Genomic DNA, 17,102 nt, shown 5'->3' with positions numbered 1-17,102 from the left:
GCTGCCTCACGGGCGGTGGGCGAACAGGTGGGACAGCCGCTCGCCGAGCTCGTCGTAGGAGCCTTCGGCGGCGACGCGTCCCTCTTCCAGCAGCACGATGTGGTCGGCCTGGCGGATGGTGGACAGGCGGTGGGCGATGACGAGCGTGGCGCGTCCCGCGGCGGCTTGCCGGAGCGCCTCGGTGAGGCGGGCCTCGTTGTCGGGGTCGAGGTTGGCCACCGCCTCGTCCAGGACGAGCACCGGCGCGCTCGTGGCGAGCGCCCGGGCGACGGCCACCCTGGCGCGCTGGCCGCCGGACAGGGTGGCGCCCCGCTCGCCGACCGGCAGCTCCGGGTCGAGGGTGAGCTGCGCGGTGCGCAGGGCGGCCGCCGCGTCGGCGCCGGGGGCGCCGAGCCGCACGTTCTCCTCGATCGTGCCGGCGAACAGGCGCACGTCCTGCGGCACGACCGTGACGTGCCGGTGCAGCTCGGCGATCCGCGGCAGCGGCACGCCGCCGACCAGGATGCGCCCGCCGTCCGGGTCCCAGTAGCGCAGCAGGAGCGACACGCAGGTGGACTTGCCCGCCCCCGAGGCTCCGACCAGGGCGACCGTCTGGCCGTACGGGATGCGGAAGGACACGCCGCGCAGCACGTCGGGCCCGTCGGGTGTGTACCGGAAGCGCACGTCCTCGAAGACCACGTCCGGCCGTTCGGCCACCTGGAGGGGCTCGCTCGGCGGCGGCACGTTGGCGGGCGCGGTGACCAGGGTGTGCACGCGGCCGGCCGCCGCGCGCAACGTGCCGTACTCCTTGAGCAGCAGCGCCACCTGCGCCGCGGGGCCGAGCGCGCCGGCGGCCAGCACCATGGCCACCGGCGCGGCGGCCGGGTTCGGGATCACTGTCGCGACCAGGAGCAGCGTCCCGGCCGCCGCGACGGCGAGGAGCAGGTCGGTGAGGGCGGCCTCCAGCCCGCCGCGCGCCGCGTCGGCCGCCTGGGCGCGGGCCAGCCGGCGGGTCCTGCGCGCCAGCAGGCCCCTGCGGCGTTCGAGCGCCCTGAAGGCGGTGAGCTCGGGCATGCCCTGGACGGTGTCGATGACGTCGGAGGTCAGCTCGGCGGTGGCGGCCCTCAGTTCGTCGCCCTGCCTGCGCGAGGTGTCACGGAACCACAGCGGCACGGCCACCACGCATGCGGCCAGCGGCAGCGACACCGTCAGCAGCAGCGGATCGATCGTCGCCGCGGCCACGCTGCCCGCGACGAGCACCGTGCCGGCCGTGATGAGCTGCGCCAGCGTGTGGGCGAACAGCCACTCCAGGGTCTCGATGTCCGACAGCGCGACCGCCGACAGGTCGCCGCTGCGGCGGCCGAGCAGGCGAGCCGGGGCGATCCTGGCGATCGCGTCGTACACCTGGCCTCTGAGCCTGGCCAGCACCAGGTAGGCCAGGTCGTGCGCGACGTAGGTCTCCCACCAGGCGGCCAGGGTGGCGACGGCGACCAGCCCGCCGAGCACGGCGCCGGCCAGGTCGAGCGGGGCGCTCTGCCCGCTGATGGCGCGGCCGACGAGCCAGGCGCCGGTCACGGTCGCGCCGAGCGCGGCGAGTTGCCCGAGCAGGTTGGAGACGAGGGTGGAGATGAAGGCGCGGCGGTGCGCGCCGACGGCGCCCGCGACCCAGCGGATGGACGGGTTCATGCCACGGTCTCCAGAAGGGTGCCGTTCTCCAGGGTCACCACGTGGTCGGCCTGGCGGATGGTGTCGGGCCGGTGGGCGATCATCAGGCAGGTACGTCCGCGCCGCACCTCGGACAGGGCCTGCTCGGTGCGCGCGTCCACGTGCGAGGTGGCCTCGTCGAGCACCAGGACGGAGGCGTCGGCCAGCAGTGCCCGCGCGATGGCCAGCCGCTGGCGCTGCCCGCCCGACAGCGTCGCCCCGCGCTCTCCCAGGGGCGTGTCGTAACCGCCGGGCAGCTCGGCGATGAAGTCATGGGCGGCGGCCAGCCGGGCGGCGGCCATCAGGTCCTCGTCGGTGGCGTCCGGCCGGGCCAGGCGCAGGTTCTCGGCCACCGTGCCGTGGAAGAGGTAGGTGTCCTGCGCCACGACGGCGACATCGCCGCGCAGCGCGTCGAGCGTGAGGTCGCGCACGTCGATCCCGCCGATGGTGATCCTCCCCTGGTCGGGGTCGTGGTGACGGTGCAGGAGGGCGGCGAGCGTGCTCTTGCCCGCGCCGGACGGGCCGGTCAGGGCGACGGTGCGGCCCGGCTCGACGGTGAAGGAGACGTCGCGGACGGCGGGCCGCGGGGCGCCCGGGTAGGTGAAGGTGACGTGCTCGAACGTGATGGCGGGCGCGTCGGGGAAGTCGCGTCGCGTGCCCCGGTCCTCGACGGCCGGGGACGCCGCCAGCAGGGCCTCGATGCCGTCGACCGCCGTGATTCCGAGATATCCGGCGTGCCAGGCGTCGGAGAGGCCCTTCACCGGGCGGAAGCACTCCACGGCGATCACCAGGACCACGAACACCTCCCACGCGCTGCCCGCGGTAGCGGCGGCGAGGATGGCCGCGGCGGTGCCCGCCTGGACGAAGAACGTGCTGATCCCGGTCTCCACCAGCGAGATCCTGAGCTGGCGCATCGTCGTCAGGTAGAGGCCGTGAGCTCGCCCGGCCAGCCGCGCGCCCAGCGTGCCGTCGGCCCCGAACGCGCGCAGCGTCGCCATGCCCTGCGTCGCCTCCAGGTAGTCGGAGGCGAGCGCGGCGAACGCGGCCCACCGGCCGCGTCCCCTCCGCAGCAGGGTCGCGTCCCAGAACCGGGGAATGACCAGGACCCCGGCCACGGCCGCGGCCAGGACCGCCGCGGCCGGCGGGTTGACCGTGAACAGCCAGCCGACCAGTGCCACGGGCACGCAGCAGGTGACGACGACCTGCGGCAGGTAGCGGCTGAAGTACGGGTCGAGTCCCTCCACGCCCTCGACCACGGTGGTCTGCACGTTGCCGGTGCGCGTGCCGGTCAGGTGAGCGGGCCCTAGCCGGCTCAGGTGGACGATCAGCCGGTCGCGCAGCCTGGCCTTGATCAGCCCGCCCGCCCACACGGTCACGACCTGCCTGGCCCACAGGAGCACCGCCCGGGCCGCGATCACCGCCAGGGCCCAGGCCACCAGGCGAACGGCGATCATGGAGTCCCCGCGCGCCAGAGCCGTCAGGGCCGCGGCGAGCAGGACGGCCTGGGCGACGTACGCGCCGCTGACGGCCAGGCCCAGGCCCACGCAGGCCGCGATGGGCCCGCTCACGCTGCCGGCCAGTTGCAGCAGCCGGCGATGGACGATCACTCGCTGTCCTTCCGATCCGTTCGAGGCATGGATTGCCCCTGATGTGAAGCGAGCGTAAATGATAACTATTTTCACAGTCCAGCCGTGCTGACGCCGTGCTCACGCGGGGCGAGCGCCCGATCGCTCATCGCAGGGCGCCGAGGACGAGGCGGATCATCGAGCGGGCCAGCGCCTCCGGGTCTTCGTGAGTACTCTCGGGCAGCGCGCCGCTGAGCCACAGGCTGGTGAAGCCGTGCGCCAGCGACCAGGCGGCGATCGTGGTCATCCGGTCGTGCTCGGGACCAGGTGACAGGGCGCGGGCGCTGGTGATGAGCACGTTCGCGGCGCGTTCGTGCGCGGCCTGGACGGCCGGGTCGTCGGCGCGGTAGAGCTCGGGCCGGAACATCACCTCGAAGTAGGGCCGATGGTCGATGGCGAAGCGGACGTAGGCGACGCCGACCTCCCACACGTCATCGGCCGCACGCTCGAGCGCGTCGCCGAACAGCGCGAAACCCTCGACGGCCACGGCGGTCAGCAGGCCTTGCTTGTCGCCGAAGTGGTGGGCGGGCGCGGCGTGGGAGACGCCCGCGCGACGGGCCAGCTCACGCAGGCTCCAGCCCGCCGGGCCCGACTCGCCGATGGCCTGCAGCGCGGCGTCGATGATGACGCGTTTCAGGTTGCCGTGGTGGTACTGATCGATCTCTCTCACCTCCGGGTCCGGTGCGACGACCTCACCTTATCTTGACATTGACAAGATGCGCATCCTCCTCCAATCTTGCCAGCGACAAGATTGGAGGACGGGATGGTTCCGTTCATCGCCCTCACCGGGGGCTTCGTCGTTCTGCGTCTCATCGGCCTGGCCGGTGTCGACATCCTGGACGCCTGGCAGCCGGCCCTGCGCGGCGCGCTCGCCCTGATGTTCGCCTTCACCGGCGTGCCGCACTTCCTGCCCTCATGGCGACGCGACTTCGTCGCCATGATCCCGCCGGCGATCCCGCACAAGGAGCTCATGGTCACGCTCACCGGCGTGCTGGAGCTGGCCGGCGCCGCCGGGCTGCTGTACCCGCCGCTCGCGCCCTACGCCGCGATCGGGCTGGCCCTGCTCATGCTCGCCATGTTCCCGGCCAACGTCTCGGCCGCCCGCCGCGGTCTCACCCTGGCAGGCAAGCCGGTGACGCCCCTGCCCACCCGTACGGCCCTGCAAGTGCTGTTCATCGCCGCCGCCGTCGCGGCGGCCGCCTGACCCACCGAATTCTTGAGGACGATCCACATGACCGCCGACATCGGCTCCATCGACCACACGGTGCTCATCACCACCGACCTCGCCGCGGCCGCCGCCCGCTTCGAGGCTCTCGGCTTCACGCTCAGCCCCGTCTCACCTCACCACCTGGCCGAACGACCCGGCGGCCCGCTCGTGCCCACCTGCACCGCCAACCGGTGCGCCTACTTCGGGCAGTCGTTCATCGAACTGCTCGGCATCGTCGACCCGGCCGCCCCTGACCCCTGGGGCGTTCACCAGTTGCGCCGGACCTACCGCGGCCTGCTGATGACGCTCGGCTCACGCGACATCCAGACCACCGCCGACCGGCTGCACGCCGCCCGTCTGGCCTCCACCGGCATCCGCGCGCTGGAACGCGAGGTCGCCACCCCCGAGGGCGCCCGCACGGTACGCGCCGACAGCGTCCGCATCGACGCGGGACACACCCCGGAAGGAGCGCTCCAGGCCACCCAGCACCACACCCCGCAGTACGTCCACCAACCCCGCTACCTCGACCACCCCAACGGCGCCGTCGGCCTGCACGGCGTGCTGGTGGCCGTGCCCGACGACGAAATCGACGAGCACGAGGAGCGCTACGCCCGCCTCCTGGACGCCGACGTGTGGATCGACGGCCCCAAACACGTGCTCATGCTGCGACACGGCCGAGTGGAGATCATCCCGCAGTCCGCGCTCGGCGACGTCCTCCCTGGCCACACGGTGCCCGCCCTGCCCCTGCTGGCCGCCCACACCGTCGCCGTACGCGACCTGACCGCCGCACGCCACCTCATCGAGCACAACATGATCGACACCCGCACCACCCCCGACGGCTTCTACGTCACCGCCGAGGACGCCTGCGGCGTACCACTCGCCTTCACCCAGAACTGACCATCCTCTCGCGTGCGATGCGAGCGCGTCGGCGCCGTCCTGCGCTCGCCCGCGCGGAAGCCGGAGCGTCGTCGTCTGTCACGTTTCCTTCCTGGCCGCCGGATGGACCACGGCGACCGGGCAGTCCGCATGGTGCAGCACGGCGTGGCTGACCGACCCCAGCACGGCCGAGGCGAACCCGCCGAGCCCGCGCGAGCCGACCACGACCAGGTCGGCGGTCTTGGCCGCCCTGACCAGAGCGGTGGCGGGGTGGTCGCAGGGCTGTTCGTCGGTCACGACCAGGTCGGGGTTGCCGGTGCGCCAGGGCTCGGCCAGTGCACGTGCCGCGCGCGGCTCCTCCTGCACGATCTCCTCGACCAGGTTGCTGTAGCCGATGGCGTACGGGGAGAACACGGGCACCTGCCAGGCCGTCACCACGTGCAGTTCGGCCCGGCGGCTCCTGGCCTGCTCGACGGCGTACTCCATGGCCGCCCACGCGGGCTCGGACCCGTCGTAGCCGACCACGACGCGGCCGTGCTCCACCTCCTGCGGGCCACGGACGACGACGACAGGGCCCACCGCATGCCCGGCCACCGCGTTGCTCACCGAGCCGAGCAGCATGCCGGCGAACCCGCCGAGACCCCGGCGGCCCAGCACCAGGCTGTCCGCCAGAGCGGACTGGCCGATCAGTTCCTCGACGACGTTCCCTGTGCGCAGGTCCGTCGTCACCTCGATGCCGGCCGCGCGTGCGCGGGCCCGATCGGCGGCGGCCTCCAGCGCGGCGCAGTACTCAATGCCCTCGCTATGTGGCCACGACTCGCACACGTGCACCAGCCGCAGGCCCAGCCCGCGCCGCCCGGCGTCGGCCGCCGCCCATCTCACCGCCGCGCAAGCCGGGGCGGACCCGTCGACACCGACCACGATCTGCCTGGTCATCGATCTCCTCAAGCGCTCGATCTGTCGCTTTCAGCATCGAGCAGAGCCGCGGCGGAGCGCCGCGGAAGGAGGTCCCAGGAAGTCGGGTCTTTGGTCCCTTATCGGAGGGAGGAGCTCAGCCGCTCCCACGGGGACAGGCGGTCACAGGGGTTCAGGCCGGGCCGGCGGCGCGGGCGTGGGCGTCGAGGAGGTGGGCGACGGCTTCCGTTACCTGCACCGCGAACGGGATGTTCAGCCATTCGTCCGGTACGTGCGCGTTCGAGTCCGCACCCAGTGCCCCCGTGACGACGAACTGCGCCTGCGGATACCGCCTGCCGAGCATCTCCATGAACGGGATCCCGCCGCCGATGCCCAGGTTCTGGCACGGCTTGCCGAACACGCCATCGCCGACCTGCCGCAACGCCGACGCCAGCCAGGGGGTGGTCGCCGGGGCGTGCCAGCCGTTCATCACCATGTACTCACCGACCTCGACCTGCGCCCCGTACGGCACGTCGGTCGTGAGGATCCGCTCCAGCGCGGCCCGCGCCGCCTCGGCGTCGGCCGAAGGAGGCAGGCGGAAGCTCAGCCGCAGGGACGTCCGGTCGCGCAGCACGGCGCCCGCCACCGCCGGGTCGGGCAGGCCGGCGGCGCCGGTGATGGACAGCGTCGGCCGCCAGGTGTTGTTCAGGACGAGCTCGACCTCGTCGTCGGACACACGACGCATGCCAGGCAGCACCGGGAGCCGGGGCACCGCGACGTCCGGATGCCGGGCGACGAGCTCCGCCGCCTCCGCGCGCCGCTCCTCCGGGATGGGCACCACCATCTCGGGCACCTTGACCTCTCCGGTCTCCGGGTCCTCCAGCCGGTCGAGCAGCAGGCGCATGACGCGGAACGAGCTCGGCACGATGCCACTCCCGAGCCCGGAATGCACGCTCGCCTCCAGAACGCGCACCGTCACGGTCGCCTGCACCGCGCCGCGCAGGCTGGACGTCAGCCACAACCGCTCGTAGTCACCGCCACCGCCGTCGAGGCAGACCACCAGCGACACCTCGCCGAGCCGGTCGGCGAGATGCTCCAGGTACGCGGGCAGGTCAGGGCTCCCGGACTCCTCCCCCGTCTCCAGCAGCATGACGGCCCTGGCATGCTCGCCGCCCGCCTCGTGCACGGCCTCCAGCGCGGTCGTGGCCGCATAGCCCGAGTAGCCGTCGTCGGCGGCACCACGGCCGTAGAGCCGGTCGTCGCGGATCACCGCCTGCCACGGACCCAAGCCCTCCGACCAGTCACCGAGCGGCGGCTGCTTGTCGAGGTGCCCGTACAGCAGCACGGTCCCGGCCGCCGTCGCGCCCGGCGTCGCGGGCACGTCCACGAACAGCAGCGGAGCGCGTCCGTCCAGCTGCACGACCTCGCAGCGCGCGCCGGGCAGCCCCCGCGCCGCCACCCAATCCCGTACGTGCTCGACGGCGGCCCGCAGCTGCCCGTTCTCCTGCCAGGCGGCGTCGTAGGCGGGCGACACGGCGGGGATCTCGACCAGCCCGGAGAGACTGGGCAGCACGTCCGTCGCCCAGGCCTTGCCGATCGATTCGCGAAGTTTCTCAGAGTCCATCCCGCCATACTGTCGCAAACCCCACACCACTCACGCACCTCGGGCCCTGCCTTGGAGAAGGGACGCAGGTACGCCCGGCTCCGGCTGCCGTCAGTCTGGAAGACCGACGAACCACCGCGATCCAGCCCGGCATTCGGCGCGGGCTGAGCAAGACTGATGCCTTGACGGTTCAGAGACCGCCCACACGACAGGAGCCCGGTATGGCACGTCTTCAGCAGGTCGTCGTCGATTGCGAGACGCCGGCCGCGCTCGCCCGGTTCTGGGCGGCCGCGCTGGACGAGTTCGACATCCGGCCCTACGACGAGGCGGAGATCGCCCGCCTCGCCTCGCTCGGCTACACGCCGGAGACCGACCCGAGCGTCATTCTCGACGGGCCCCACCTCGAGATCTGCTTCCAGAAGGTCCAGCTCGAGCCGCGGTCGAAGACACCCGTGCATTTCGACATCGTGTCCGCGGCCTGGCTGTCGGAGATCGACCGCCTGGTCGGCCTTGGCGCGAACGTCAAGGAGCGGTTCGAGGCCCATGCCTGGATGCGGGATCCGGAGGGCAACGACTTCTGCGTCGTCGACGGCGATCACGGAGGCTCCGGCCTGCAGCACGGGGACGAGTTGACGTGAAGACCTGATCCCGGTGGATCACCGCCGCGACCGTCCGTGCCGCACAAATGCCACAACCGGACAAATCCCGAAATGTCACCTTGAATGCCCGAGCGTTTCAGGGAAGATCTTTTCTTGCATATCCGCCGGACTTTTGAGTGGGTCGACTAATTCCTTGGAAATACTTGCCGCCGCCTCATTTCGCGAGTCCAATGAACTCGTAACTTGCGAGCCGAGATGCGCAGTCATCCCGACCGAATGAGGTGATGCGCGTGGCATCTCCCATGAAGGGCACCACTTCAGCCCGTTCTCGCGGGCAGACAAGATGAGTGACGACCCCGTCGGTGGTGAAGGGCGACTTTCCCTCCACGAGCTGCTCGAACCGCGCGCCGTCCCGCACTCCAGCACGCCCAGCGTGCATGCGGGAAAGGGAGTGACACGCGGCAAACTCGGCCATTTCGACCAGGGCACAGCCGGGCTGATCGTCAGGAAGCCGGGCGCGCCGGGCCGGTACATGCTGACGTGCGCGCACGTCCTCGGCCTGGCGCCGTCCGCGGACGCGGCCGAGGACACCAAGGTGGTGTACTCACCGGAGCTGAGCAAGTGCTGCGAGATCGAGTGCAACAACCCGATCGGCACCGTGGTACGGGAGACCCTTGATCAGCTGATGGACAAGTCCATCCAGGCCAAGGTCAGGATCGGGCAGGTCGATTTCGCGGTGGACGCCGCGCTCGTCGCGCTCGCCGCCAAGACGGACGCGTCCAACGAGCTGCCGAAGATCGGCATGATCGCGGGGGTCCGTGACCTCATCGCGGAATGGACGCTCTCGGCGTCCGAGCCGTCGCCCGACGGCGCGGCGTCGTTGCCCGTCGAACGCCACATCGCGGTGCAGAAGTACGGCGCGAAAACCCAGTTCTCCCGCGGCAAGATCGTCGCGCTGAAACGGGTGCCGATCAAAGAGGTCGGCGGCGATGGACAGGCGTGGGTGTTCGAGGTCGAGGTCGTGCCTCCTCCCGGTCAGGAGCCGGTCACCGAGTACCGGCTGGACATGGAGCGGTACCTCACCGCGGACCCGACGAGCACCCCGCAGAAGATCAAGGCGCACTTCGACCAGTCCGGTCTGACCGTTACGGTCGGCGGCACCGCCGCCGAGCCGACGCTGATCGTCAGGGGCAAGCACTTCTCGGAGCCGGGAGACTCCGGCACCCCCATCGTCGACGACGACCGCAAGGTGGTGGGCATCCTCGCCCAGGGCCTCAAGCAGATCATTCTCGTCAAGGGGATGAGCGCTCCTGTGGAGATCCTCACCGGACGTTCCCAGGGCATCTTTGTCGGGGCCGCGTTCAAGCACCTGAATATCGAGCTGGCTCCGCCCGGCGTGACCACGGCCGGCCACGCGGTCGCCGTTCCCGGCATGGCCATCAGGCGCGGCGGGCGTCCGCTGGACTGGTCGGCGGTCCACGCCGCATGGACCCATCTCGAGCGCAGCGAGCTGGGCGAACGGCTCGGCAGGGTGATCCGCCGGCACGTGGCCGAGGTCCGCGAGCTGGTGCATCACAACCGGCGCGTCATGGTCACCTGGCACCGCCGCAAAGGGCCTGCGTACGTCAATGCCGTCCTGCGCGGCGCCGAGCGGCCGGACCGGCCGCTCCCGGCGGAGATCGACGGGGTGAGCCCGGTGGACACGCTGACCGCGATGCGCGACGTGCTGATGAGGGAGGGCAGTGAGGGGCTGCGCGCCGACCTCGCCACCCATGGCGAGTACATCCTGGACCTGGTGCGACGGGCGACCTCGCCCGACGGCAGGCTGAGCCTGCCGGGTCTTTTGGGGCCGCCGGCCGTGCGGATCGTCAACGCCCGCGGTGTGCCGGGCGTCGCCTCCGTCCTCGTACGCGACGCAGAAGGCGCCCTGCACCTGCTGACCGGGCACCACGTGCTCCACGGGTCCGGAGCGCAGCCGGGGGACGTCGTCTGGGCGCTGCCGTCCGACGGCGACGAGCCCGTCCGGCTGGGGCAGACCGGGCTCGGCCACCTCGGCACCGTCAAGCATGACGGCGAGGAGTACTTCGTCGACGCCGCGCTCATCAGGCTCGACGACGTACGGCACCTGCCCGGCTGGCTGCGGCTCGCGCTCGCCGGCCCATGGCCGGTGGAGATCGCCCGCCCCGAGCCGAAGGCGCTGGTGTGCAGGCACGGGCCGGGCACCGGCCGCACCGACGGCGTCCTCCTCGACGTCGCCTACCCCGACCGGCCGTTCATCGACGGCCGCGAGTTCCGCGCGCCGGGGCAACTGCTGGTCGGGCCGCGCGATCCAGGACGGGTCTTCTCGACCTCCGGCGACTCGGGCGCGGCGCTGCTGGACGAGCGGCGCCGCCTCGTCGGGCTGCTCTGGGGAGCCACCGCGGGCGGCGACGGTGTCGCCTGCCCCATCGCACCGGTGCTGGACCGCCTCGGCGTGACACCGGTCGGATCGGCCGAACCCGCGGGAGCGGGCCGGGAGGAGTCGCCATGAGCACGGTGGAGAATCTCACGACGCCACTCCCGTTCGCGGCGGCCGCTCCACCGTCCATCACGGCCGGCGCCAGTATCGAGACCAATCACGATAAAGGGCCCGGCTCGCTGGGCTGCTTCGCCCGCGACAGCAGCGGCCATCCCGTTCTGCTGAGCTGTTCCCACGTCCTGTTCCCCGGGTTCAAGGTGATCGACAACATGGCCGTCCACTCCCCCGACTACAGCTCCTGCTGCTCGGGCGGCGTACGGATCGGCCGTCCCGTCCACGACCCGAACCAGAAGGCCCAGCCCGTCGAGGGCGGCGAGTGGGTGGGCGGCTACCGCGAAGGCCAGTGGACGGGCGGCTTCAACTGGATCCCCGCCAAGGTCCGGGTGATGGGGACGGTGGTGAACGGCCACGCCAGCGAGACCGACTGCGCGATGGCCCGGCTCGACCCCGGTGTCATGTTCCGCAACGCCTGGCAGGTCGACCTCGGTGGCACGGTGACCACGATCCCGATCAGGGGGGCGGTCACCGACGGTCTCGGCATCGGCAAGGGACCTGCCCTGGGCACGTTGCCGAGTCGCGAGCAGTACGTGCGGGTGTACAACGCCGTCAACGGGCGGCTCAGGTACGGCACCATGCTGAGCAACACGCTCGCCGAGCCCGACGTCTCCGACCCCGACCGCATCATCATGCGGGTGGGGATCTCCGATCCCAGTGATCGCGCGGCCGGGTCCATGACGAACGTCAACCAGTTCCTGATCCTGCCGAGGCCCAGCCCGATCCCCGGGCAGTCGCTGATCGACAGCTACCGCAACGGTGAGGAGCTGACCTTCGAAAGCGGCGACTCGGGCAGCGTGGTGATCAACCACGAGAACCGCGTCGTCGCGATGATCATCCGGGCGGGGCCGATCGACCAGTACTTCAAGCTCGACCAGTCCGCGCCCGAGTTCGCGCACATCGGCAACATCGGCATCGCCACGCCCATCGGCCCGATACTCCAGCGGCTCCAGGTGGAGATCCCCGCCGTCGAGGACGGCTGGTCGGGCACCGCTCCCAGCGCCGGCGGCGCGGTCCACATCGTCATGGGCCGGCCTCCGTCCGCGGCCGAGCTGGCCCAGCGGCGCGGGGTGGCGGAGTTGCGCGACCAGCTGCGTACCAGCCTGCTCGGCCGGCTGCTGCTGGGCAAGATCGGACAGCACCGGAGGGAGGTGCGGGAGTTGCTCAGGTCCGAACGCCACGTCGCCGCCGCCTGGCAGGCCCTGCAGGGGGCGGCCTTCTACCATCACTGCGTGCGGGGCGTCCGCACTCCCGGGCACCCGGTCCCGACGGTGATCAACGGCGTGAGCCGCGCCCGGCTGGCCGGCACCATGCTCTCCCTGCTGATCCAGCACGCCGGGCCCGCGCTCCGCCGCGACCTCGAACGCTACGGGCAGAAGCTCATCGACGCGCTGCTGCCGGTCGAGACGATGCAGGACGTCCCCGCCGCGCTCGCCCGCCCGCGAGCACGGTCATGACCGGTGAGCGGGGCAGCCTCGACGGGCTGCTCGGCCAGCTTTCCACGCTGCTGTCGCCGCTGACCGGCCTCTCCCCGGCCGGGGCGCGCGAGTTCTTCGCCGGCGTCGGGCTGCCGCTGACGGACGCGCAGGCCACCACCATCGCGCCGGCGCTCAACGCCACCACCGGGTCCGTCGGCTTCCTCCTCGAGTTGCTGCGCGAGATCGAGGAAGCGGTCGAGGCCGAGCAGTGGGACGAGGTCCTGCGCCGGATCGCGCGCGCCGGCGGCCAGGTCAGCACGGTCATCTCCGGCTTCGACGGGCTGAAGACCGCGCTCACGGGCCTGAACCTGCCCGGCGCGGAGCCGATCCTGGCGACCTTCCCGCAGCGGGTGTTCAACCTGCTGCTCGCCGACTACCTGGGCCGGCAGCAGGGCGTCAACGAGCTGCTGGAGTTCTTGGGCGTCCTGGTGCGTACGGACCGCAACGTCGGCCTGTTCGACCCGCAGAAGCCGTTCCACACCGAGAACGACTTCCGCTTCGACCGCATCGGCGGCTGGCTGCGCGACCCGAACGCCCAACTGGCCGCCCTGTACGACTGGAACGTGCCAGGCTTCGACGGCACCGAGCTCCTCGCCGTGCTCGACCGGATCGCCGCGTACGCGGGACTGCCCTCGCTCTTCGACCAGAGCGCCACACCGCCCACCCTGGACCTGATCTTCGCCTCGTTCGTCCCGCGCACCGACCTCGACCCGCCGGGCATCGCGCTAAAGCTGCCGCAAGGGCTGAGCACGGGGTCGATCGAGCGCAGCGGCGAGGCATGGACCCTCACGCTGCGCCTCGACGCGGACATCCCGGTGGACACGACGCTGGTGTTCCAGCCCGGCGGAGCCAAGGTCGAGCCGCCGCCCGGCACGACCGTCGCGGGAACGGCCGAGGTGACCCACAGCTACCGCCGCGATCCCGCCGACCCGGTGGTCCTGCTGTCGCTGCCCGGCGGCAGCCGCATCTCAGTGGAGCAGGTGGACGTGACGCTACGCCTGCGCGCCGAGCCGGACGGACGGCTGGAGGTGCAGCTGGGGGCGCTGCTGCAGCGCGGCAAGGTCCTCATCACCCTGGGGGGCGGTGACGGGTTCGTCGCGAAGCTGCTCGGTGACGTACGGATCGAGAGCGGCTTCGAGCTGGGCGCCCGCTTCGGCCTGGCCGACGGCCTGCGCTTCGACGGCAGCGGCGGCCTGGAGGTGCGGCTCGCCTCCCACGCCGCCCTCGGCCCCGTCGACCTGTCGGCGCTCACGCTCCGGGTGGACATCGAGGACGGCGCGTTCACCCTCGGCCTCACCACGGATCTGAAGGCCGCACTCGGGCCCATCACGGGCGCCGTCCAGGGGCTGGGCATCGAGATCCCGTTCGCCTTGACGCCCGACGGCAAGGGCAGCCTCGGGCCGGTCGACGTGCGGCCGCGCCCGAAACCGCCGACAGGTGTCGGCCTGTCCATGGACCTCGGCATCGTCAGCGGCGGCGGGTTCCTCTTCTTCGACCCCGACCGCGGCGAGTACGCGGGCGCCCTGGCCTTCCGGCTGGCCGGGTTCATCGACGTGAAGGCGATCGGGCTGATCTCCACCCGCATGCCGGACGGCACGCAGGGCTTCTCGCTGCTGATCATCCTGACGGCCGAGTTCGGCGGGATCGGCCTGCAACTGGGGTACGGCTTCACTCTGCTCGCCGTCGGCGGCCTGCTCGGACTCAACCGCGGCATGAACCTCGGGGCGCTGGCCGAAGGGGTGCGCACCGGCGGCGTCGAGTCGGTCATGTTCCCCAAGGACGTGATCGCCAACGCGCCGCGCATCCTCAGCGACCTGCGGGCCTTCTTCCCACCTGAGCAGGACACCTTCCTGGTCGGCCCCATGGTGAAGCTCGGCTGGGGCACCCCGACCCTGATCAGCGTCTCGGTCGGCGTCATCGTCGAGATCCCGGGCAACATCGCGATCATCGGCGTGCTGCGCTGCGTCCTGCCCGCCAAGGAGCTGCCGCTGCTGGTGCTGCAGGTCGCCTTCATCGGCGCGCTGGAGTTCGACAAACAGCGGCTGTGGTTCTACGCCCAGCTGTTCGAGTCGCGCATCCTGTTCATGACGATCGAGGGCGGCATGGGCCTGCTCGTCGGCTGGGGCGAGGGCGACCTCGTGCTGTCGGTGGGCGGCTTCCATCCCTCGTTCAAGCCGCCGCCGCTGCCGTTCCCGGTGCCGCCGCGCATCTCGGTGGACATCATCAACCAGCCGTTCGCCCGCATCCGCGTGTCCGGCTACTTCGCCGTCACCAGCAACACCGTGCAGTTCGGGGCGAGCGCCGAGCTGGTGCTGGGCTTCGAGGACTTCGGCCTGCAGGGCCACCTCAGCTTCGACGCGCTGTTCCGGTTCTCGCCCTTCGCGTTCGTCATCGACGTCGCGGCGCACCTGTCGCTCAAGGCCTTCGGCGTCGGCCTGTTCAGCATCCACCTCAGGTTCCAGCTGGAGGGCCCGGCTCCGTGGCGGGCGCGCGGGCGCGGGTCGATCTCGCTGCTGTTCTTCGAGATCTCCGCGGACTTCGAGCTGACCTGGGGCGAGAGCGACAATCCGACGCTGCCGCCGATCGACGTCCTGCCGCTGCTCTGCGACGAGATCGGCAAGGTGGAGGGGTGGGCGACCAGGCTGCCGAACGGCGCCACCCAGGCGCTGGTCAACCTGCGCACGCTGCCGGAGACCGATCAGCTGGTCCTGCACCCGCTCGGCACGCTCTTCGTCCACCAGCGGCTGATCCCGCTCAATGTGCGCATCGACCGGGTCGGCGCGCAGCGGCCGCGCGACGGCAAGCGGTTCAGCATCGCGCCGGCGCCCGACAGCGGCCTGGTACAGGTGTCGGTCCAGGACGACAAGTTCGCCATGGCGCAGTTCCAGGACGTGGACGACGCCGCCAAGCTGACCATGGCCCCGTACGAGGACCAGGACGCCGGCCTCGAACTCACCGCCCTGCAGGGGACGCTCGCCTCGGCGCGCGCGGTGCGCCGCAGCGCCCGCTACGAGCTCATGGTGATCGACAGCAAGGCCCGCGGCGCGACCGAGCTGCGGGCCGCGCGCACGGCCCCGCTGCCGGACACCACGCCAACCCGCACGAAGCGGCTCTACAGCGTCAGCCCCGCGGTGTTCCAGCCGCTGCTCGACGGCGCCAGCACCAGCCGCTCCCCGCTGTCCCGGCACGAGGCGACGCTCCGCCAGCCTTTCGCCACGGAGGACACCCTCCAGGTGACCGGGCAGCGCTACGTCGTCGCCCACAAACGCAACAACCAGCAGGCGTTCCCGCCGGTCTCCGCCGGCGCGTCGAGCTTCCGCAGCAGGACCACGGCGGCCGAGGCGCTCGCCGCGTGGGTGGAGGCCGAGCCGAGCCTGGCCGGCACGCTGCACGTCATCCCCTCGTCGGAAGCGGCCGGCACCGCACCCGTCCCCGGCGGCTGGAGCGACGGCGCGGCACTGCCGGCCGCCGCCGCCACGGACACCGAGGTCCTGCTGTCCGGAGGCCGGGTGCTGCTCGCCGGCGGCGCGGACGTGACCGGAGCACCGCTGACCGCCAGTACGGTCTTCGATCCCGTGGCCGGTACGTGGACGCCGACCGGCCAACTGACCACCGCCCGCCACCTGCACTCCCTGACCCGGCTCTCCGACGGGCGAGTGCTGGCCTTCGGCGGAACGGCAGAGGACGGCTCCGCCCTGGCCACCGCCGAGGTGTACGACCCGATCGCCGAACGCTGGACGGCCGTCCCGGCGGGGACGTTCACGCCGACCGCCCGCCACGGACACACCGCCACGCTCCTGGCCTCGCAGAAGGTCCTGGTCACCGGAGGCACGGGACGCCGTGACGGCGAACCGGCCGTCCTGGACTCCGCCCACCTGTTCGACCCCGCCACGGGAACCTGGCAGGACACCGCGCCGATGACCGACGCCCGTACCGGGCATCAGGCCGTCCGGCTGCGTGACGGCCGGATCCTCGTCATCGGCGGCGCGCTGCTCACCGGCACCGGCCGCGCCGCGCTCGCCTACTGCGAGATCTACGCCCCGGCCACCGGCACCTGGACCCCGGCCGGCAGCCTCACCACTCCGCGCGCCGGCCACCAGGCGACCCTGCTGCCCAACGGCACGGTCCTGGTCACCGGGGGCGACACCCTCGCAGGACGGCACGGCACCACGTACAGGGCGGGCAGCCTGGACAGCGCGGAGCTCTACAACCCCGCCACCGACACGTGGACAGCGGTCGCGCCCATGCCGGGCGGGCGCAGCCGCCACCGCGCGGTCCTGCTGCCGAGCGGCAAGGTGCTGGTCCTCGGCGGCACGAGCGGCCCGCGCTTCGCCGCCGGTTTCCGCAACGCCGCCACCTACGACCCCGGCACCGACACCTGGACGAGCACCGGCGCCCTGGCAACCGGCCGCTGGGACTTCGCCGCGCTGCTCCTCACCGACGGGCGGGTCCTCGCCGCGGGCGGCCGCGTACGGGCGGGCGCGGCGGCACCGGAAGGCCAGGACGTCCTGACGGCCACGGCCGAGATCTTCACCCCATGAACGCACCGACGACGAAGGGTCTGC

The 17,102-nt window shown here is 71.9% G+C and carries 11 protein-coding genes; 6 read left to right on the top strand and 5 right to left on the bottom strand.

What is annotated here, in order from left to right:
- Positions 1-6 precede the first annotated feature (6 nt).
- The 3 genes from AB0K18_RS35765 to AB0K18_RS35755 form a co-directional block, all read right to left on the bottom strand.
- Complete coding sequence (locus AB0K18_RS35765; protein ID WP_364923560.1) at positions 7-1,665, bottom strand: ABC transporter ATP-binding protein; 1,659 nt, start codon at positions 1,663-1,665, stop codon at positions 7-9.
- Positions 1,662-3,290 (bottom strand): ABC transporter ATP-binding protein, encoded by a 1,629-nt coding sequence (locus AB0K18_RS35760; RefSeq protein WP_364923558.1) that lies wholly within the window; start codon positions 3,288-3,290, stop codon positions 1,662-1,664. Before AB0K18_RS35760 ends, AB0K18_RS35765 begins: the two co-directional genes overlap by 4 nt.
- Before the next feature lie 124 nt (positions 3,291-3,414).
- Positions 3,415-3,978, bottom strand: coding sequence for a TetR/AcrR family transcriptional regulator (locus tag AB0K18_RS35755; protein ID WP_364923556.1), 564 nt, complete (start codon positions 3,976-3,978; stop codon positions 3,415-3,417).
- A 93-nt stretch (positions 3,979-4,071) separates the two neighbouring features.
- Between AB0K18_RS35755 and AB0K18_RS35750 the strand changes: the two genes are divergently transcribed.
- The gene (locus AB0K18_RS35750) at positions 4,072-4,512 is read left to right on the top strand and encodes a DoxX family protein (protein WP_364923554.1); all 441 of its coding nucleotides are present in this window, start codon (positions 4,072-4,074) and stop codon (positions 4,510-4,512) included.
- A 27-nt stretch (positions 4,513-4,539) separates the two neighbouring features.
- Positions 4,540-5,412, top strand: coding sequence for a VOC family protein (locus AB0K18_RS35745; protein WP_364923551.1), 873 nt, complete (start codon positions 4,540-4,542; stop codon positions 5,410-5,412).
- Positions 5,413-5,490: 78 nt separating this feature from the next.
- Here the strand turns inward: AB0K18_RS35745 and AB0K18_RS35740 are convergent, their stop codons facing one another.
- Both AB0K18_RS35740 and AB0K18_RS35735 read right to left on the bottom strand, forming a co-directional pair.
- On the bottom strand, positions 5,491-6,327 hold the full coding sequence (locus AB0K18_RS35740) for a universal stress protein (protein ID WP_364923549.1): 837 nt from the start codon (positions 6,325-6,327) through the stop codon (positions 5,491-5,493).
- Positions 6,328-6,478: 151 nt separating this feature from the next.
- On the bottom strand, positions 6,479-7,909 hold the full coding sequence (locus tag AB0K18_RS35735) for a M20/M25/M40 family metallo-hydrolase (protein WP_364923546.1): 1,431 nt from the start codon (positions 7,907-7,909) through the stop codon (positions 6,479-6,481).
- Between the two features lie 200 nt (positions 7,910-8,109).
- On the opposite strand from AB0K18_RS35735, the gene AB0K18_RS35730 reads away from it, so the two are divergent.
- From AB0K18_RS35730 to AB0K18_RS35715, 4 genes are all read left to right on the top strand, one after another.
- Positions 8,110-8,526 carry a VOC family protein gene (locus tag AB0K18_RS35730; protein WP_364923544.1) on the top strand — a complete coding sequence of 139 codons (417 nt, stop codon included), beginning with the start codon at positions 8,110-8,112 and terminating at the stop codon, positions 8,524-8,526.
- 304 nt (positions 8,527-8,830) lie between these two features.
- The gene (locus tag AB0K18_RS35725) at positions 8,831-11,017 is read left to right on the top strand and encodes a hypothetical protein (RefSeq protein WP_364923542.1); all 2,187 of its coding nucleotides are present in this window, start codon (positions 8,831-8,833) and stop codon (positions 11,015-11,017) included.
- Complete coding sequence (locus AB0K18_RS35720; RefSeq protein WP_364923539.1) at positions 11,014-12,516, top strand: hypothetical protein; 1,503 nt, start codon at positions 11,014-11,016, stop codon at positions 12,514-12,516. The genes AB0K18_RS35725 and AB0K18_RS35720 overlap by 4 nt, the downstream gene beginning before the upstream one ends.
- Positions 12,513-17,078 (top strand): DUF6603 domain-containing protein, encoded by a 4,566-nt coding sequence (locus AB0K18_RS35715; protein WP_364923536.1) that lies wholly within the window; start codon positions 12,513-12,515, stop codon positions 17,076-17,078. The genes AB0K18_RS35720 and AB0K18_RS35715 overlap by 4 nt, the downstream gene beginning before the upstream one ends.
- Positions 17,079-17,102 lie beyond the last annotated feature (24 nt).

The organism is Nonomuraea sp. NPDC049421 (assembly GCF_040677005.1).
GTDB classification, from domain to species: Bacteria; Actinomycetota; Actinomycetes; order Streptosporangiales; family Streptosporangiaceae; genus Nonomuraea; species Nonomuraea salmonea.
This window is presented reverse-complemented; position numbering and strand designations above follow the sequence as displayed.